This is a genomic window from Herbaspirillum huttiense, from assembly GCF_004367745.1.
Taxonomy (GTDB): Bacteria; Pseudomonadota; Gammaproteobacteria; order Burkholderiales; family Burkholderiaceae_D; genus Herbaspirillum; species Herbaspirillum huttiense.
Map to the genome: position 1 here is coordinate 4,123,251 of NZ_CP037993.1, position 18,156 is coordinate 4,141,406.

The 18,156-nt window shown below is 65.1% G+C and carries 22 protein-coding genes; 13 read left to right on the forward strand and 9 right to left on the reverse strand.

Going from position 1 to position 18,156, the window contains the following annotated elements:
* The first annotated feature begins 67 nt into the window (after positions 1 to 67).
* Positions 68 to 664 (forward strand): peroxidase-related enzyme, encoded by a 597-nt coding sequence (locus E2K99_RS18430; protein WP_134223136.1) that lies wholly within the window; start codon positions 68 to 70, stop codon positions 662 to 664.
* A gap of 19 nt (positions 665 to 683) precedes the next feature.
* On the opposite strand, the gene E2K99_RS18435 is transcribed toward E2K99_RS18430, so the two are convergent.
* The gene (locus E2K99_RS18435; protein ID WP_134223137.1) at positions 684 to 1,184 is read right to left on the reverse strand and encodes a nucleoside 2-deoxyribosyltransferase; all 501 of its coding nucleotides are present in this window, start codon (positions 1,182 to 1,184) and stop codon (positions 684 to 686) included.
* A gap of 55 nt (positions 1,185 to 1,239) precedes the next feature.
* Positions 1,240 to 3,705 carry an acyl-CoA dehydrogenase gene (locus E2K99_RS18440; protein ID WP_134223138.1) on the reverse strand — a complete coding sequence of 822 codons (2,466 nt, stop codon included), beginning with the start codon at positions 3,703 to 3,705 and terminating at the stop codon, positions 1,240 to 1,242.
* A 251-nt stretch (positions 3,706 to 3,956) separates the two neighbouring features.
* Between E2K99_RS18440 and ypfJ the strand changes: the two genes are divergently transcribed.
* From ypfJ to E2K99_RS18500, 12 genes are all read left to right on the forward strand, one after another.
* A complete protein-coding gene (ypfJ, locus tag E2K99_RS18445) occupies positions 3,957 to 4,838 on the forward strand; it encodes a KPN_02809 family neutral zinc metallopeptidase (RefSeq protein ID WP_134223139.1) in 882 nt (293 codons plus the stop codon).
* Positions 4,839 to 4,877: 39 nt separating this feature from the next.
* Positions 4,878 to 5,258, forward strand: coding sequence for an MAPEG family protein (locus E2K99_RS18450; protein WP_039784256.1), 381 nt, complete (start codon positions 4,878 to 4,880; stop codon positions 5,256 to 5,258).
* 14 nt (positions 5,259 to 5,272) lie between these two features.
* A complete protein-coding gene (locus E2K99_RS18455) occupies positions 5,273 to 5,560 on the forward strand; it encodes a hypothetical protein (protein WP_134223140.1) in 288 nt (95 codons plus the stop codon).
* A gap of 92 nt (positions 5,561 to 5,652) precedes the next feature.
* Positions 5,653 to 5,874 (forward strand): RNA-binding S4 domain-containing protein, encoded by a 222-nt coding sequence (locus E2K99_RS18460; protein WP_034335781.1) that lies wholly within the window; start codon positions 5,653 to 5,655, stop codon positions 5,872 to 5,874.
* Positions 5,871 to 6,488 (forward strand): DUF924 family protein, encoded by a 618-nt coding sequence (locus E2K99_RS18465; RefSeq protein ID WP_134223141.1) that lies wholly within the window; start codon positions 5,871 to 5,873, stop codon positions 6,486 to 6,488. The genes E2K99_RS18460 and E2K99_RS18465 overlap by 4 nt, the downstream gene beginning before the upstream one ends.
* Before the next feature lie 92 nt (positions 6,489 to 6,580).
* Entirely contained in the window at positions 6,581 to 7,096 is a 516-nt protein-coding gene (pilV, locus tag E2K99_RS18470; protein ID WP_134223142.1) for a type IV pilus modification protein PilV, read from the forward strand.
* Between the two features lie 35 nt (positions 7,097 to 7,131).
* On the forward strand, positions 7,132 to 8,016 hold the full coding sequence (locus E2K99_RS18475; RefSeq protein WP_205703698.1) for a PilW family protein: 885 nt from the start codon (positions 7,132 to 7,134) through the stop codon (positions 8,014 to 8,016).
* A complete protein-coding gene (locus E2K99_RS18480) occupies positions 8,013 to 8,645 on the forward strand; it encodes a PilX N-terminal domain-containing pilus assembly protein (RefSeq protein WP_134223144.1) in 633 nt (210 codons plus the stop codon). Before E2K99_RS18475 ends, E2K99_RS18480 begins: the two co-directional genes overlap by 4 nt.
* Before the next feature lie 2 nt (positions 8,646 to 8,647).
* On the forward strand, positions 8,648 to 9,103 hold the full coding sequence (locus E2K99_RS18485) for a type IV pilin protein (protein WP_134223145.1): 456 nt from the start codon (positions 8,648 to 8,650) through the stop codon (positions 9,101 to 9,103).
* Positions 9,104 to 9,107: 4 nt separating this feature from the next.
* Positions 9,108 to 9,581, forward strand: a complete 474-nt coding sequence (locus E2K99_RS18490; RefSeq protein ID WP_034335795.1) for a GspH/FimT family pseudopilin — start codon at positions 9,108 to 9,110, stop codon at positions 9,579 to 9,581.
* A 108-nt stretch (positions 9,582 to 9,689) separates the two neighbouring features.
* The gene (gene ribD / locus E2K99_RS18495) at positions 9,690 to 10,811 is read left to right on the forward strand and encodes a bifunctional diaminohydroxyphosphoribosylaminopyrimidine deaminase/5-amino-6-(5-phosphoribosylamino)uracil reductase RibD (RefSeq protein WP_134223146.1); all 1,122 of its coding nucleotides are present in this window, start codon (positions 9,690 to 9,692) and stop codon (positions 10,809 to 10,811) included.
* A gap of 45 nt (positions 10,812 to 10,856) precedes the next feature.
* On the forward strand, positions 10,857 to 11,477 hold the full coding sequence (locus E2K99_RS18500; RefSeq protein ID WP_134223147.1) for a riboflavin synthase: 621 nt from the start codon (positions 10,857 to 10,859) through the stop codon (positions 11,475 to 11,477).
* 26 nt (positions 11,478 to 11,503) lie between these two features.
* Here E2K99_RS18500 and E2K99_RS18505 read toward each other — a convergent pair whose 3' ends face one another.
* From E2K99_RS18505 to andAb, 7 genes are all read right to left on the reverse strand, one after another.
* Entirely contained in the window at positions 11,504 to 12,376 is an 873-nt protein-coding gene (locus E2K99_RS18505) for an alpha/beta hydrolase (RefSeq protein ID WP_134223148.1), read from the reverse strand.
* Positions 12,377 to 12,448: 72 nt separating this feature from the next.
* Positions 12,449 to 13,159, reverse strand: a complete 711-nt coding sequence (locus tag E2K99_RS18510) for an ABC transporter ATP-binding protein (RefSeq protein ID WP_134223149.1) — start codon at positions 13,157 to 13,159, stop codon at positions 12,449 to 12,451.
* The gene (locus E2K99_RS18515) at positions 13,156 to 13,923 is read right to left on the reverse strand and encodes an ABC transporter ATP-binding protein (protein ID WP_134223150.1); all 768 of its coding nucleotides are present in this window, start codon (positions 13,921 to 13,923) and stop codon (positions 13,156 to 13,158) included. The genes E2K99_RS18510 and E2K99_RS18515 overlap by 4 nt, the downstream gene beginning before the upstream one ends.
* Entirely contained in the window at positions 13,913 to 14,866 is a 954-nt protein-coding gene (locus E2K99_RS18520; protein WP_134223151.1) for a branched-chain amino acid ABC transporter permease, read from the reverse strand. Before E2K99_RS18520 ends, E2K99_RS18515 begins: the two co-directional genes overlap by 11 nt.
* Positions 14,867 to 14,874: 8 nt before the next feature.
* Positions 14,875 to 15,789, reverse strand: a complete 915-nt coding sequence (locus E2K99_RS18525; RefSeq protein ID WP_134223152.1) for a branched-chain amino acid ABC transporter permease — start codon at positions 15,787 to 15,789, stop codon at positions 14,875 to 14,877.
* A 12-nt stretch (positions 15,790 to 15,801) separates the two neighbouring features.
* Entirely contained in the window at positions 15,802 to 16,980 is a 1,179-nt protein-coding gene (locus E2K99_RS18530) for an ABC transporter substrate-binding protein (RefSeq protein WP_134223153.1), read from the reverse strand.
* Positions 16,981 to 17,082: 102 nt separating this feature from the next.
* Complete coding sequence (gene andAb / locus E2K99_RS18535; RefSeq protein WP_134223154.1) at positions 17,083 to 18,156, reverse strand: anthranilate 1,2-dioxygenase ferredoxin subunit AndAb; 1,074 nt, start codon at positions 18,154 to 18,156, stop codon at positions 17,083 to 17,085.

Below are 18,156 nucleotides of genomic sequence, written 5' to 3' on the forward strand. Positions count from 1 at the left end.
TTACCTGTGAGCCAGAAGTGCTAAGTTCTTGATGCAGCATCCACAACAAATGAACAAGGAGACAAGCATGACCCCAGCCACCGCTCCCAATGCGCCCATCGGCCGCTTTCCCATCCCCGATCTTCATACCCTGCCGGAGGACATCCGCAGCCGCATCCTGGCTGTGCAGGAAAAGTCCGGATTCATCCCCAACGTGTTCCTGGTGCTGGCGCATCGTCCGGATGAATTCCGCGCCTTCTTCGCCTATCACGATGCGCTGATGGACAAACCCGGCGGCCTCACCAAGGCCGAGCGCGAGATGATCGTGGTGGCCACCAGCAATGCCAACCAGTGCCAGTACTGTGTGGTGGCGCATGGTGCCATCCTGCGCATCCGCGCCAAGGACCCGCTGCTGGCCGACCAGGTCGCCATCAATTACCGCAAGGCCGATATCAGCGCGCGGCAGAAGGCCATGCTGGACTTCGCCATGAAGGTCTCGGCCAGCGCCTGGGCTGTCAATGAAGAGGATTTCGCCACGCTCAAGGCGCATGGCTGGAATGAGGAGGATGCCTGGGACATGGCCGCCATCGCGGCCTTCTTCGGCATGTCGAACCGGCTGGCCAACGTGACCAGCATGCGGCCCAATGAAGAGTTCTACCTGCTGGGGCGCCTGCCCCAGCAGTGAAGCAGGAAAGCGGTGACGATCAGCGCTGGCCCCCATGCCAGCGCGCCACCCTTTGCAGGCAGTCATGCACGTCGCCTTGTACCAGCTCGGCGGCATGCGCCAGCATGAGGTTGCGCGGCAGGCCGAAGTCCTCGATGAACATGCCGGCATGGCAGACGCCAGGTTCGGCCTGTGGCACCTGTTGCAGCAAGTCTTGCGCAGGCGTGTTGTAGCACCACACCTTCTTGCCGCGCCCGACGGCATAGCCGATCTCGAAGACCGTGCCCGAGTCCGGCTCATGGCCACGGAAATCGCACACATTGGCCACTACATAATCGGCGGAGTCGATCAGGGCCACGTTGATCTCGTAGATGCGGCGCGCCACCTCGGCCTTGCTGTCGCCGCTGACCTCGTCATCACCCGGGCACAGGGCGACCAGCCCGAGGTCGGCGCACCACTGCTTGATCTGCAGTTTGTGCTGCGCATAGTCGCGCTGGAAGACGTCGGGGCCGGCCATGTAGATGCGGGGCTGCGGGGTCATGGTTCATCCTCAGGAATACGCGGGAACCGGCAGGATAACGCAAACCTTCATATCCTTATGAGCGCAGCTGCGCCACGATCGCCGCACGATCGAAATCTGCGCCGAAATCATCCACCTGCACGCTCTGGTCGCCATAGTGGGCAAAGGCATCGACCGCTTCCTTCTCCTGCTGCGAGATCAGCTGGCGTTCCAGCGCCAGCGCACTCCAGGCCGGGACTTCCAGCAGGCTCTGCGGCATCGGCGGCAGCTTGCCTTCCTTGATGTCGGCCTTGAGGCGATGCTCCAGTTGCTGCACCACCGGTGCGAGCACGAAGGCTTTTTCGCCGCAGGCCAGCGGATCGCCCTCGCGCGGCAGGTAGGCACCGGCCACCAGGCGGTTGCGGCTCTCCCCCGGCGTCTGCATGGCCTGGGCCACGCGCGTGCCGAGCACATCGGAAGGCTTGCGATACGGCAGGCCCAGCGGGAAGATCAGCACCCGCAGCAGTACCGCGATGAACGGATTGGGGAAGTTGTGCAAGACATCGATGATGGCTTCCTGGGCGCGATGCAAGGCATCCTGCACCGACCAGTCCACATAGGGCAGGTCTTCTTCCTGCCGGCCCTCATCCTCGAACCGCTTCAGTACCGCCGACACCAGATAAAGCTGCGAAACCACATCACCCAGCCGCGCCGAAATCCGCTCACGGAATTTGAGCTTTCCGCCCAGCACGCCCATGCTCACATCGGTGAGCAGCGCAAAGGCCGACGACAGATGCACCACCGCACGGAAATAGCCCCGCGTGGCCCGTGCGGCATGGCTGGACGAGGGCAGCAGCCAGCCCCGGCTGATGCCGCCCACGAAGCTGCGCGCGGCATTGGCGGCCACGAAGGAGAGATGCCCGAAGAGCAGGCGGTCGAATTCCTGCACGGCGCGCTCGCGGTCTTCATCGGCGGCGGTGGCCAGCTCCTGCAGGACGTAGGGATGGCAGCGGATCGCGCCCTGGCCGAAGATGATGAGGCAGCGCGTCAGGATATTGGCCCCTTCCACGGTAATGGCGATGGGCACCTGCTGATACGCGCGCGCCAGGAAGTTGCCCGGCCCCATGCAGATACCCTTGCCGCCGATCACGTCCATGCCGTCATTGACCACCATGCGCCCGCGCTCGGTGACGTGGTACTTGGAGATGGCCGAGATGACCGAGGGCTTCTCGCCCGCATCCACTGCCAGCGCCGACAGGCGGCGCGTGGCATCCATCATGTAGAGATGCCCGCCCATGCGCGCCAGGGCCTCCTGCACGCCTTCGAACTTGCCGATCTCGATCTTGAACTGGCGTCGCATGGCGGTGTAGGCGCTGGTGCCACGCACGGCCAGCTTGGAAAAACCGACGCTGGAGGACGGCAGCGAAATCGCCCGCCCTGCCGCCAAACATTCCATGAGCATGCGCCAGCCGCGTCCGACCTGCCCGGCACCGCCGATCACCCATTCCATCGGAATGAAGACATCGCGCCCCTCGGTCGGCCCGTTCTGGAAGACGGCATTGAGCGGCCAGTGACGGCGTCCGGTGATCACGCCCGGATGGTCGGTCGGGATCAGTGCGCAGGTGATGCCGGGTTCGGCGTCGCTGCCCAGGAGGCCATCCGGATCGCGCACGCGGAAGGCCAGGCCCAGCACGGTGGCAATCGGTGCCAGGGTGATGTAGCGCTTGCTCCAGGTGACGCGGAAGCCCAGCGTTTCACGGCCCTCATGCTCGCCCTTGCAGACGATGCCCACATCGGGAATGGCAGCCGCATCCGAACCCGCATAGGGACTGGTCAACGCAAAGCAGGGAATCTCCAGCCCCTGCGCCAGGCGCGGCAGGTAATGATTTTTCTGGGCGTCGGTGCCGTAATGCAGCAGCAACTCGGCCGGGCCCAGCGAATTGGGCACCATCACCGCGATGGCCGCAGCCGAACTGCGCGAGCCCAGTTTCATCACTACCTGCGAATGCATGTAGGCCGAGAACTGCTTGCCGCCGTATTGACGCGGAATGATCATGCCCAGGAAACCCTTGTCCTTGATGAACTGCCAGGCGTCGGGCGGCAGGTCCTGGGTCTTCACGCTGGTGTCCCAGTCGCTGACCATGGCGCACAATTGCTCGACCTCGTTGTCGAGGAAGCTCTGCTCTTCCGGCGTCAGGCGCGGCGCGGGCAGCTCGAAGAGGCGCTTCCAGTCCGGCTTGCCGGAGAACAGTTCGGCATCCCACCAGACGGTGCCGGCCTCGATGGCATCGCGTTCGGTGGCGGACATGCGCGGGGCGATCTTGCGGAACAGGTCCAGTGCCGGGCGCGTCATCAGCGACTGTCGGACGGATTTGATCGCCACCAGCAGCGTGGGTGTGAAGAAAAGGATGGCCAGCAGCACCAGCACCGGCAACTCGATCTCGGCCAGGCGGGCGCCCAGCCAGATCAGGACCGCTTCAGCGACCAGCCAGACCCAGGCGCTGGCGCGCATCATCATGAGGGCCAGCGCGCCGGCGATGAGAAGAATGAGCCAGATGATCATGTCGTCTCCTGTACTGTTGTCGTTGTGAGCGTTAGGAATGCAGGCTGCCGGGAACAGTGTGGCATCGATTGCCGACAGCGCCAAGCCGCTCCCCGCTTTGTCACCCTCCTGCTTCCCGAACCTACACCGCCAGCTCATCCGGCGGAATCGGACAGAGCAACCTCACACGGTCAGACAACGCCCGACATGCCGCGGCCCATGCCATCCATTACAATCGCGCCATTGCAGACTGCAGCACCGGAGAACAGATCATGAAATGGGAAGGCAATCGCGAAAGCGACAACGTGGAAGACCGCCGTGGCGAGGATGGCGGCGGGGGCGGCGGCTTTGGCTTCGGCGGGCGCTCCATCGGGCTGGGCACGGTCGCGGTGGCCCTGGTGGCCTCCTACTTCCTGGGCATCAACCCGCTGACGATGCTCAACCTGCTCTCCGGCGGCGGCTCGCCTGCGCCGGTGCAACAGCAGGCACCGGCCCACAAGCCTTCGCCCAATGACCAGATGGCGCGCTTCGTCTCGACCGTCCTGGCCGATACCGAAGATACCTGGGACCAGATCTTCGCCAACAACGGCAAGCAATATGTGCGACCCAAGCTGGTGCTGTTTTCCGGCAGCACACCGACCGCCTGCGGCACCGGCCAGACCGCGACCGGCCCCTTCTACTGCCCCGGCGACCAGAAGGTGTATATCGACCTGTCGTTTTATGAACTGATGAAGCAGCGCTTCAAGGTGTCCGGCAATTTCGCTCAAGCTTACGTGATCGCGCATGAAGTGGGGCACCACGTGCAACACCTGATGGGCATCTCCGACAAGGTCGATGCTGCCCGCCGCAATGCCACCGAAAAGCAGGCCAATGCCATGTCGGTGCGGCTGGAACTGCAGGCGGACTGCTTCGCCGGGGTCTGGGCCTATCACGCCAACCAGGCGCGTCACATCCTGGAAGAAGGCGATATCGAGGATGCCTTGAATGCCGCCTCGGCCATCGGTGACGATGCCCTGCAACGCCAGGCGCGCGGCGTGGTCGTACCGGATTCCTTCACCCATGGCAGCTCGGCGCAGCGCGTGACCTGGTTCAAGCGCGGCATTTCCGAAGGCAAGGTCAGCGCCTGCAACACCTTCGCTGCCAAGGAACTTTGATTCACTGACAACTGACATCACAACGAGGAGACCTCCTGCATGACCCTATCCTACTGGTGCATCCTGATTGCCGGCCTGATGCCGGTGTTCACCATCGCCGTGGCCAAGTATGGCCGGCGCGACTTCGACAATGCCGAACCGCGCGCCTGGCTGGACAAGCAGACCGGCGTGCGCCGCCGCGCCGACTATGCGCACCGCAACCACTTCGAAGCCTTCCCCTTCTTCGCTGCCGCCGTGCTGGTGGCGCAGCAAGTGGGCGCAGCGCAGGGACAGATCGATAGCGCCGCGCTGGTCTTCATCGCCGCCCGCATCCTCTACACGGTGCTGTACCTGACGGACAAGCCCTCGGCCCGTTCGGCGGTGTGGATCATCGGCTACCTGAGCGTGATTGCGCTGTTCGTCATCGCTGCGCGCGCCTGAGACGGGAAGCTTCGATGAGCCATCCTGCCGCTTCCCGACTGCATGCCATGCGTGCATCATTGGATGCCCTGCGCACCGGCCAAGGCAATATCGCCAGCCTGTGCAGTACCTGGCGGGCCCAGGAAGAGGTCATGACCGCCCTGCCGCCGCGCTATCGCCAGGTCGCCGAAGACCTGCTCGGCCGGCTGGAAGCGGGCAGCCTCTTCACCGAAGAAAGCTGTTCCTTCAGCCAGAAGGACCTGACCGACAGCCTCTCCACCTGGCTGGACAAGGCGCAGCAAACGCTGGAAAGCGCCACCTGAACGTCGGGGCGGCTGGACAAATGGCCGCGCCGGGCGTACCGTACCGGTCCCCCGTGCCGCCTGTTGCGGCCGGGGTTTCCGAAAGAAAGCACATGCAAAAGATCACCTTCCCGCTGCAGGGCCATCCCTACGTCGAACTGAACCAGCTGCTCAAACTCTGCGGCCTGTGCGACAGCGGCGGTGCCGGCAAGCAACTGGTGGCCGACGGCCAGGTCAAGGTCGACGGCAAGCTGGAAACCCGCAAGACCTGCAAGATCACCGTCGGCCAGAAAGTCACCCTGGGCGACGTGCAGATCACGGTGCTGGCCGAATGAGCCCGCACGCCGGCGTCGACGCGATACTGGACTTCTGGTTCGGCCCCGATTGGGAGCAGCTCCCTCCGCATCAGGTGGCCGAGCGCCAGAAGAAACTCTGGTGGAGCAAGAACCCCGACATCGACGCCGAATGCCGCACCCGCTTCGCCCCTCTGGTGCAGCAGGCGGCCGCCAACCAGCTCGATGACTGGACCGAATCCCCGCGCAGCATGCTGGCCCTGATCCTGTTGCTGGACCAGATGCCGCGCAACATCTACCGCGACACCGCCCAGGCCTTCGCCCACGATGAACTGGCACGCCAGTGCAGCCATCTGGCGCTGGCCATGGGCCTGGATGCAGACTTGCCGCCGCTGGCCCGGGTGTTCCTCTACCTGCCGCTGGAACACGCCGAAGACCTCGACGACCAGGAGTACGTGGTGCAACTCATGGGCGCACTGGCCAAGGCGGCCAGCGCCGAAGACAAGGCGACCTTTGACGGCTATGCCGACTATGCGCGACGACACCATGCCGTGATCGCGCGCTTCGGACGCTTCCCCCACCGCAACCGCATCCTGGCGCGCGAGAGCACGCCGGAAGAAGTCGACTTCCTCAAGCAACCGGGCTCTTCCTTCTGAAGTTTTCGATAGCAGCGCACTGATTCGGGGTTTTGCTGGAGCGGCATTTTCTTTTTCCCTAGACTCGCGGGCTTTCCTTTCCAGGATTTCCCATGCGCGGTCGCTCCCGAGGTTTCTCGATGATGGAGGTGCTGGTGGCCATGCTGGTCATCGGCACCGGTGCGCTGGCCATCGCGATGCTGCAACTGCACGCGCTGCGCAGCAGCCAGGACAGCAGCCTGCACGCCCGTGCCACCCTGATGGCGCAGGAACTGGCCGAACTGCGCGCAGCCTTGCCGGCCAGCGCTGGCGTCGCCGATCCCCTGTTGTTTTCCCTCGCGGCGGGCAAGCCGTTGACGGCCCATGCCGATTGCGAACAGAGTGCCTGCAGCCCGGCCGATTTCGCCCGGGCCAGCCTGGCCGACTGGAGCGGCCGGCTGGTCCGCGATTTCCCGCAAGCGCGCGTCATCGTCTGCCGTGACGGCCCGCGCCCGTCCCCCGAAGACTGGCGCTGCGACGGCCTCGAAAGCAGCCCTGCCGTCCTGAAGATGGCCTGGCACCGCCCCGGCTCGGCCAAAGGGACGGCCGCTGCCGCCGCGCCGCTGGTGAGCCTGAACCTGGGCCGCTGACGATGCCGGCGCGATCCCCCTTCCCGGCGCGCGCGATGCGTCTGCATGAGACCGGACTGACCCTGGTCGAACTGATGATTGCGCTGGCCATCGGCCTCCTGGTGGTGCTGGTGGCTGGTACGCTGCTGCAGCAGGCGCGTGAGGCGTACCAGGAGATGGACGATGCCGGCCGCGTCGAGGAAACCGGCCGCGTGGCCCTGGATCACCTGCAACAAGTGTTGCGCCAGGCCGGCCATCTGCCGCTGGAAAGCCTGCCAGACGGCAGCTCGCCGGCCCTGCTGCCGGGCCTGCGCGGGCTGGATGACAGCCGCCAGGCCGACGCCCTCGATCCGGCCGCCGGACTGTTCGGCAGCAGCACCGGTGACGGCGTCAACCACAGCGATCTCCTCATGCTCGGTTTCTTCGGTGCCCCGCGCGGCAGCCATGCCGAAATCAGCCACTGCAGCGGCGCGCAAGCTCCGGTGGGCAAGCCGGAAGAAGCCGCGCGCCACTGGGTCATCTACTACATCGCACCCGGCACCGGCGACGAGCCCGAGCTGCGCTGCCGCTACCAGGGCAAAAACGGCAACTGGACCTCGGACGCCATCGCCCGTGGCGTGGAAGCCATGCAATTGCGCTATGCCATCGACAGCGATGGCGATGGCGATGGCCGTCCGGACCGCTGGCTGGATGCCTCGGCCATGCCGGGCGAGGCCTGGGGCCGGGTGATCCTGGTGCGCATCGCGCTGCTGGTACGCGGCGTGCAGCGACGGCCGGCCGCGCCGGGCAGTGAAACCCGCAGCTACGACCTGTTCCTTCCCGGCCGACGCAGCGATCCGGCGTGGCGCGTCACCGAGACCGGGCAGGAGCAGCGGCGGCGTGCGGTCTTTCAAGGCAGCGTCATGCTGCGCAACCTGTCCATGGCGGAGGCCGGGAAATGAAGAGGCCACCATGTCACCCGCGCCAGCGCGGTGCCACGCTGATGATCACGCTCATGCTGCTGAGCGTGATCCTGTTGCTGGGTGCGTCCACCACCTCACTGCTCCTGCTGGAGGAACGCGGCGCGCGCAACCATCGCGAACGTGCCCAGGCCAGGCTGGCCGCCCAGGCGGCGCTGGAAGATGCCTGCGACGACCTGCGCTACCACCGCCAGATCGATCCCGGGCAATTCACTGCCAGGCGCGCCTGCCGCAGCGATGCCGCCGGTGCCGGCCTGTGCGTGGGCCATCACGACCGCGCCGGCTGGGAGCCTGCACAACTGCATGGGCCCGACGCCCTCTCGGCCACCTACGGCCAGTTCACCGGACGGCGCTATCGCGCCCTGCCCGGCGTGGCGACGCCGCGTTACCTGATCGAACGTCTGGCGCCGAAGTCCGACAAGAGTCCCAGCAAGCTCCCCGGCGACGAAGAGGCTCCCACCCTCTATCGCCTCAGCGCCGTCGGCTACGGCCGGCAGGGTGCCATCGTGGCGCTGCAGGCGCTGGTGCAGTTGCCCGCCCGGCCCGGCAGCGTGCCCGCCAGTTGCCCGCTGCAGGCCTGGCGTCCTCTCTATCTTCCTTTGACGGAATGACCATGCATCCTCCCTTGCGCTCCTCTCCCGCTCCGGCAAATGGCTTCACACTGCTGGAAATCCTGGTCAGCCTGGCCATCGTGATCCTGCTGGCCGGGCTCGGCTGGAACGGTTACCTTCACATCGTCAAGAAAGCCAGCCGCGCCGAAGGACGCGCGGCCATCCTCCACGTGCTGCTGCAACAGGAACGGCACTACGCCTACCAGCATCGCTACCGGCCCTTCCAGCCGGGCAGCGCGGCCCAGGGTTTCAAGTGGTATTCCGGGGCCACGCCGCAAACCAGCGCCTATGCCCTGTCCGCAAGGGCCTGCGAGGATGAGGATCTGGCCAGCTGCGTGCTGGTCATCGCCACGCCGGGCGGCAGCGGCGTCAACACCGCCTATGAAGATGCCCAATGCGGCGTGCTGCAAGCCGACAACCGGGGCAATCGCCGCGCCGACGGCAAGGAGTGCTGGTGACCTCATGCGCGCAACCGGATTCTCGCTCATTGAACTCATGGTGGTGCTGCTGATCGCGGCCCTGGTGCTGGCCGCCGGCATCCCGGCGCTGCAACAGCTCTCCACCGAACACCAGCTGGCGGCGGCCGGCAGCGATTTCTTCCACGGCGTGCAACTGACCCGCTCCGAAGCCCTGCGCGCCGGCCGCCGCGCCGAGATGCGTCCGCGCGATGGCCGCGACTGGCAGAGCGGCTGGGAGATCCGGGTCGGACAACAAGTGGTCGCCCATCATCGCGCTCTGGAGGTCGGCATCGCCGTGGCCTACACCACCGGCGGCGAACTGGTGGCTTACCAGCCGGACGGCCAGCCGGTCACGCGCGGCAGCTGGTACTTCAGCAGCGGCGTGAACTCGCGTGCGGTGGTGATCAACTTCCTGGGGCGGGTACGGATCTGCAATCCCGTCCTCGATAACCAGTGCAGCCTGGCCGCGCCCGAGTAGATCGCCGGTGCCGCCGGCCTTGCGGGCGATCCGGCAAAGCCGTGTATATTGACGGGCATCCGGCCTCGCCCCTGGCAGGCCTTGCCGCCTATTTCGTGTTAGCACACCATGACTTCCACTGCAGATCCGCTCTACCTGTTCGACATCGAGAATGACCAGCAAGCCATGGCCCTGGCCTTGCTGCAAGCCGGCTTCGGCATGCTCGACACCACCCCCAATCCGCGCGTGGGCTGCGTCATCGTCAAGGACAGGCGCATCATCGGTGCCGGCTTCACCCAGCCGCCCGGCGGCAACCACGCCGAAATCCAGGCCATGGCCGATGCCGCCGCACGCGGACACGAGGTGCGCGGTGCCACCGTCTACGTCACGCTGGAACCGTGCAGCCATTTCGGCCGCACCCCGCCCTGTGCCGATGCGCTGGTGCGCGCCGGCGTGGCACGCGTGGTTGCCGCCATTGCCGACCCCAACCCGCTGGTCGCGGGACAGGGCCTGGCCCGCCTGCAGGCGGCCGGCATCGAGGTCGCCTGCGGACTGCTGGAGGAAGAGGCGCGCGAGATCAACATCGGCTTCCTGCATCGCATGCGCACCGGCCGTCCGTGGGTGCGCATGAAGAGCGCCGCCAGCCTGGATGGCAAAACCGCCCTGCACAATGGCGTGAGCCAGTGGATCACCAGCCAGGCCGCGCGCGACGACGGCCACATCTGGCGCGCCCGCGCCTGCGCCATCATGGCCGGCATCGGCACCATCCAGAAGGACGATGCGCAACTCACCGTGCGCGCCATCGACACCCCGCGCCAGCCGCGCCGCATCGTGGTCGACAGCAAGCTGATCGTCTCGCCCGAAGCGCGCGCGATCCAGGGCGGCAATACCTGGGTCTTCACCGCCACCGATGACCGCGAAAAGCGCGCCGCGCTGGAAGCCGAGGGGGCCGAAGTCATCCTGCTGGACAACGCCGAAGGCAAGGTGGACCTGCCAGGCCTGGTGCGTGAACTGGGCCAGCGCCAGATCAATGAATTGCACGTGGAAGCCGGCGCCAAGCTCAATGGCGCGCTGATCCGCGCAGGCTGCGTGGATGAACTGCTGGTCTACCTGGCCCCGGCCCTGATCGGCGATGGCCGCAACATGTTCGAGCTGCCGCCGCTGGAAGACCTCTCGGGCAAGATCGGCATCCACTTCCACGAGGTCAAGCAGGTCGGGCCGGATTTGCGTATCCTTGCCCGTTTCGCGTAAGCGTTTTTGCTTTTTCTTTCAGATTTTTTGTATCAGGACTGAATCATGTTTACAGGAATCGTTGCCGCCGTCGGCACCATCACCTCCGTCACCCCTTTGGCAGCCGGCCCTGACGCCGGTGTGCGCCTGAGCATCGATGCGGGCAGCCTGCCCATGGCCGATGTCGGCCTGGGCGATTCGATTGCGCTCAATGGTGCCTGCATGACCGTAGTGGAGAAGACCGCCAGCGGCTTCACCGTCGATGTCTCGCGGGAAAGCCTGCGCCTGACGGCCGGGCTGGACGCCCCTGGCGAAGTCAATCTGGAAAAGGCCCTGACCCTGGCCGAGCGCCTGGGCGGCCACCTGGTCTCCGGCCACGTCGATGGCCTGGGACAGGTGCATTCCTTCGAGCCCGTGGGTGAATCGCGCGAGCTGATCGTTGATGCGCCCAAGGCACTGGGCAAGTACCTGGCTTACAAAGGATCGATCGTGGTCAATGGCGTGTCGCTGACGGTCAACCGCGTGGAAGATCTGGCCGATGCCTGCCGCTTCTCGATCAACCTGATTCCGCATACGGTGGAAGTGACCACGCTCAAGCATTTGAAGGCGGGCAGCAAGGTCAATCTGGAGATTGACCTGATTGCGCGCTATGTGGAGCGCATGCTGTCTTCCTCGAACGCTTCCTGAGCCCCACGCCTCCCTGCAGGTCGTCCTCAGGGGCGGCCTGCATCACCGATCTCCGCGATCTCCGCAATCACCGCACGGCACACCGGAGTGTCTCCATCAGCCAGCGGGAACAGCACCGTGTAGTGATGCGTCTGCGGCACCACGTGATGCGCCACCACCTGCGGCCAGCAGTTGGCCATCACGGCCGCCTGCAGATGGAATTGCGCGGTCTCCAATTCGCCGATGATGGTATGCATGCGCGTGCCAGTGGGCCCGGCCTGCAGCACCGGTGAGAGCGCATCCGCACGCTGCTCGTCCAGCGTCAGTGCCTTGTTGAGCGAAGTCGGGATCAACGGCACCAGATCGAACACGCCACTGATGGCAAAGACGGCCTGCACCGGCAAGGCACTCGCCTGCGCGGCCACGAAGGCCGCCAGATGGCCGCCCGCCGAATGCCCCATCAGCGAGACACGATTCACATCGATGCCCAAGCGATCCGCCTGCTGCGCAATGGTGGCAAGCAACGCCTGTACCTCTGCCACCATGTCCTCGATGCGTGCCTGCGGGGCCAGCGAATAATTGATCACCGCCACGCTGATGCCCGCCTTGACGTAAGGCGCGGCGATGAAGCCGATGTCACGCTTGTCGCCGCCCTGCCAGTAACCACCGTGGATGAACACCAGCAAAGGCCGCTGCGCCCCTTGCGCACGATAGAAATCGAAGCGCTGAAGCGGTGCATCACCATAGGCGATGTCGGACTCGGTCAGCAAGGTAGTGGCAATGGCGGCCGTCGCCTGCTGCCACTGCTGCAGCACCTGCGGAAAATCCGGAAAGGCGGCCTTGAGGTTGTAGCCCGCTTCGCACTCGGCGATGGGGCAAAGAACGCGGCGAGCGTCCGTCTTGACTTGATTGGGGAGCATTCAGTTTTCCTTAATGCTGTTTGCCACAGCATTAAACCTGCGTTAATGATCAATATCCGCGCAACAAGCACCTCACACGCTCAGATACTGATCCCACAATTCCGTCTGCACCGACAGCTGCGCCGAATCACCCTGCCAGACCACCTTGCCCTTTTCGAGGATGGTGTGCTGGTCGGCAAAGCCGATCAGACGCTTGATGTACTTGTCGATGACGATGATGGTCAGCCCATATTCGCGCAAGGCTTTCAGGCAAGTCCAGATTTCTTCCCGCACCAGCGGCGCCAGGCCTTCGGTGGCTTCATCCAGGATCAGCAGATGCGGATTGGTCATCAGGGCCCGGCCGATGGCCAGCATCTGCTGCTCGCCGCCCGAGAGCTGGCCGCCGCCATTGTGGCGGCGCTCCTTCAGGCGCGGGAACTGTTGATAAATCTTTTCCAGCGTCCACGGATTGTCGCGGCCGTTGCGGCGCGCCGCGAAGGCAGACAGATTTTCTTCCACGCTCAGGTTCTTGAAGATCTGCCGCCCCTCCGGCACGATGGCGATGCCGCGCCGGGCAATCGCATCGGCACTGGCGCTGTGGATGGCTTCGCCACGAAAGCGCACCACGCCGCCGGTCGGGCGATTCAATCCGAGGATGGTGCGCAGCGTGGTGGTCTTGCCCATGCCATTGCGGCCCAGCAGGGTCACCACTTCGCCTTCCCTGACCTGCATGTCGATCCCGAACAGCACCTGGCTCGCACCATAGCCGCCGGTCAGGCCTTCCACTTCCAGCAAAGCACTCATTGCGTTTCCTCCTCGCCCAGGTAGGCCAGCTTGACCTCGGCATTGGCGCGGATCTCCTCCACGCTGCCGGTGGCCAGCACCGCCCCCTGTACCAGCACCGTCATGCGGTCGGCGAGAGCGAAGACGGCCTCCATGTCATGTTCCACCAGCACCACCGTCAGCTCCTCCTTGAGGGACTGGATCAGCGCGATCATGTCGCCGGATTCCTCATGGCCCATGCCGGCCATCGGTTCATCCATCAACAGCACGCGCGGACCGCAGGCGATGGCCAGGCCCACATCCAGCCGGCGCCGCGCACCATGTGAAAGCTGCGACGACAACTGATGCACGACCTTCTCCAATCCGACCCGGCGCGCCACCGTCATGGCCGCTTCGCGTGCGGCGCGATCACTCGCGCTGGCATGGAAGAAGCCATAGCTGCGATGCTGCCCGCGCTGCACGGCCACCTGCAGGTTGTCCAGCACGCTCAGTTCATCGAAGACACTGGTGATCTGGAACGAACGCACCAGCCCGGCCGCCACCCGCGCCTGTTCCGCGTGGCCATGCATGGGCTGGCCGAACAGGTGGACCTCGCCCGCATCGGCTGCCAGCGCCCCGGAAAGCAGGGACAGCAAGGTCGTCTTGCCCGCGCCATTGGGACCGATGATGGCGTGCACGTGGCCCGCTGCAATCTCCAGGTCGACATCGCGCGTGGCCGCCAGGCCGCCGTAGTTTTTCTTCAGGCCCTTGACCGAGAGGGCCACCGCTGCCTGTTCACGCCCCATGCTGCTCTCCCTGCTTGAGTGTCTTGCCGATGGTGGCCAGCGAGCTCACGCCGCGCGGCGCCACCATCACCACCAGCAAGAGGATCAGGCCGACATAGATCTGCCAGTATTCGAAATGGGTGGACAACACTTCCTCCAGCAACAGGAAGGCCGCCGCACCGAGCAGGCCGCCGTAGAAATACCCGACCCCGCCCAGCGCCACCATCACCAGCAGGATGCCGGACTGCGACCAGTGCAGCAGCTTGGGGCTGGCAAAGAGATTGCTCATGCCGATGAGGCTGCCGGCCAGTCCCGCGATGACGGCGGCGATCACGAAGGCCGCCAGCTTGTAGCGCAGCGCCGGATAGCCGATGGCCTGGGCGCGGCGCTCGTTCTGCCGGATGGCATTCAAGGCCAGCCCGAAGCGCGAGGCCAAGAGCCGCTGTAGCAGCGCGAAGCTGGCCACCAGCCAGGCCAGCACGACCCAGTAGAAGGCGTTGTCGCCGCTCATGTCGAGACCGAAGCCCAGCAGCGGACGCGCCGTCACCTGCAGGCCATCGTCGCCGCCGTAATACCGGAAGCCGACGAAGAAGTAGTAGAACAATTGCGCCAGCGCCATGGTGATCATGATGAAATACACCGCCCGCGTGCGCAGTGCGATCACCCCGATCACCAGACCGACCAGGCCCGTCACCAGCGCAGCCAGCAGCCAGATCAGCGAGGCACTGGTCACGCCATGGAAACTGGCGATGGCCGTGACATACGCGCCCAGCCCGAAGAACACCGCATGACCAAAACTGACCATGCCGCCGTAACCAAGAATGAAATTGAGGCTGGCCGCCACCATCGCAAAGATCAGGATGCGGGTGACCACGCCGATGTAGTACTCCATCCCGCTGGCCTGCGCCAGCAGCGGCAGCAGCACCGCCAGGACGAGCAGCAGGGGAACGAACAGACGTTGCATGGGATTCCTCAGGGTCGGGCAGGGAACAGGCCGCTGGGGCGCCAGAACAGCACCGCGATCATCACCAGGTAGATCATCATCGAGCCCAGCGCCGGACCGACCGAGGCGGCCGCATCGGCACTGAGGAAGAGCGCGAAGAGCTGCGGCAGCAAACTGCGCCCCAGCGTATCGACCACGCCCACGATGAGCGCACCGATGGCCGCGCCCGGCACCGAGCCGATGCCGCCGATGACCACCACCACGAAGGCCAGGATCAGCACGTCATCGCCCATGCCGGCCTGCACCGCCACCAGCGGGCCGAGCATGATGCCCGCCAGCGCCGCCAGCAGCAGCCCGAAGCTGAACACCAGCCGGAACAGCAGGCGGATGTTGATGCCCATGGCCATGACCATTTCCAGGTTGTTGGCGCCGGCACGCACCCACATGCCGATGCGCGTGCGGTTGATGAGGAAGTACAGCGCCACGGCCACCACCACGCCCACCGCCATGACCAGCAGGCGATAACTGGAATACGGCAGCCCGAACAGATTGACCGGCCCGGCGAAGGCCGGCGGCATGTTCAGCGGCAGCGGCTGCGGCCCCCAGATCATGCGCACGCCATCGTTGAAGATCAGGATGAAGGCGAAGGTGGCCAGCACATGCACCATGTGGTCCTTCTTGTAGAGCCGCCGGAACACCAGCCACTCCAGCAGGAAGCCCAGCGCTGCCGTGGCCGGCAGGGCCACCAGCAGGCCCAGCCAGAAGGAACCGCTGGCCCCGGCCACCACCGCCGCCACGTAGGCGCCGATCATGAAGAAGCTGCCGTGCGCCAGATTCACGAAGTTCATCACGCCAAAGATCAGCGTCAATCCCGAGGCGATCAGGAACAGCATGACGCCGAACTGCAGGCTGTTGAGCACCTGCTCGAAGATCAGATTACCCAAGGTGCACCGTCCTCAAGGCATCTTGCATTGACCGACGTAGGCGTCGACGTGATCGGGCAGCAGCGTCTGGGTCATGTTGTTGACGTACTTGCCGTCCGCGCCCTTGGTCACCACCCGCGCATACTGATTCTGGATCGGGAAGTGATTGGCCGCGAACTTGAAGCCCCCGCGCACCGACTTGAAGTTGGCCGCCTTGATGGCTGCAATAAGGGCCTCGCGATTTTCGACCTTGCCGCCGATGGTTTTGACGGCGCTGTCGATCAGCATGGCCGCGTCATACGCCTGGGAAGCGAACATCGAAGGCTGATGGCCGTATTCCTTGATGTAGGCCGCCACGAAGGCGCGGTTCTGTTCATTGGGCAGGTCGGCCGACCACTGGCCGGTGTTGGCCACGCCGGCGATCAGGTCGCCATTGGAGAGCATCTGCTGGTCGGCATCATAGGCGGGCATCACGCGCACGATCTTGGGGTCCATGCCGGCGGCTGCATATTGCTTGACGAAATTCACGCCCATGCCACCCGGCAGGAAGAAATACAGGGCATCGATATTGGCGGCACGCAACTGGGCGATTTCAGTGGCGAAATCGAGCTGGCCCAGCTTGGGGAAGAGTTCGACCGCAGGGTCTTTCTTGAGGAAACGCTTGAAGCCCGCCGAGGCATCCTTGCCCGCCGGATAGTTGGGGGCGATGATGGCCACGCGCTGGTAGCCCTTGTCGGCCATCAGCTTGCCGGCCGCTTCATGGGTGGCGTCGTTCTGGTAGCTGGCGCTGAAGAAATAGGGATTACAGCCCGCACCGGCCAGTTGCGCCGGACCGGCATTGGCGCTGACCACCACGGTCTTGCTGGCGAAGGCCGCCGGGGCCACGGCCAGCAGGATGTTGGAATAGACGAAGCCGCTCAGGATATCGACCTTCTCGCGCTTGATGAGGCGGTCCGCGCCCTGCTTGGCGGCATCGGGGCTGAACTGGTCGTCGACCACGATGACTTCGACGGGCACGCCACCGAGCTTGTTGCCCAGCATCTTCATGGCCAGCATGAAGCCTTCGCGCTCATCCACGCCAGGGGCACTGGCCGGGCCGCTCAGGGTGGTCAGGAAGCCCACCTTCACCACATCGGCCGCCTGCGCGGACATGCTTGCGCCCGCCGCCATCGCCATCATTACCGCACCTGCCACTTTAGTGAGTCGATTCATGCCTGGATTCCCCTCTAGATTCTTTGGTTTGAATTCGGTGTGACGCTGGAAGCGCAGCGGCGCGTGAAACCTGGATTTCACCGCAAGCCCGGCCTGGAAAAACTATTTACGCAGGTCGGCTTTGGAGACGAAGGCATCCGCAAAGAAAGCCGTCCCCGGCAGGCCGCAGGTGGCCGTGAAATCGCGCCGCGCTGACTCTACCACGACCGGCGCGCCACAGGCATAGACCTGGTACGACTGCATCGCCGGCACATCCTGCATCACGGCCTGATGGACGAATCCGGTGCGTCCGTGCCAGCCACTGGCGGCATCGGCCTCCGACAGCACCGGCACGTAATCAAACCAGGGCAGGCTCGCCGCCCAGTCGCGGCACAGTGCATCGAGATACAGGTCGGCGGCACGGCGACCGCCCCAGTACAGGCGCATCGCACGCGCGCTGCCGGTGGCGATGGCCTCTTCCACCAGTGCCTTGACCGGAGCAAATCCTGTGCCACTGGCCAGCAGGATCACCGGCTCGCTGCCCTCGCGCATGAAGAAGCTGCCGGCAGGTCCCTCCAACGAGAACTGCTGCCCCGGCTGCATGCCGTTGAAGAGGCGGTCCGTGAACAGTCCGCCGGGCAAGTGGCGCACGTGCAGCTCCAGCAGATCGCTGCCGTCCCTGGCATAGGTCGCCATGGAATAGCTGCGGCGCTGGCCGTCTTCCAGCAGCAGGTCGATGTACTGGCCGGCGCGATAGGATAGCGGCGCTGCACAGCGCAGGCGCAGGATGGCCACGTCCGGGGCCGCGCGCGTGATGTTTTCCAGCGTGGCCTGCACTGACTGCAATACCGGATCGGTGCTGGCGATGGCGGCTGCGTCACCCTCCCCGCCCACGCCAACTTCGACCCGGCCCGCAACCACGCGCACCGGGAAGCTGCGCACCGCCTCGGTCACCGGCGCACAGCGCGGCGCACCGCTGCGTATGTCGAACAGCCCCTGGTGCAGCGGACACTCGACGCAGCCATCTTCCACATAGCCATCGGAGAGCTTGGCATTGCCGTGGGTACACAAGTCCTTGAGCGCAAAGATCTCCTCGCCCAGGCGGAACACTGCCACCGCCTGGCTGCCCGCGCGGGCTGCGGCCACTTCGCCCTCGGCGAAATCATCGGCATGGCCGACATCGAACCACTCGCTCAT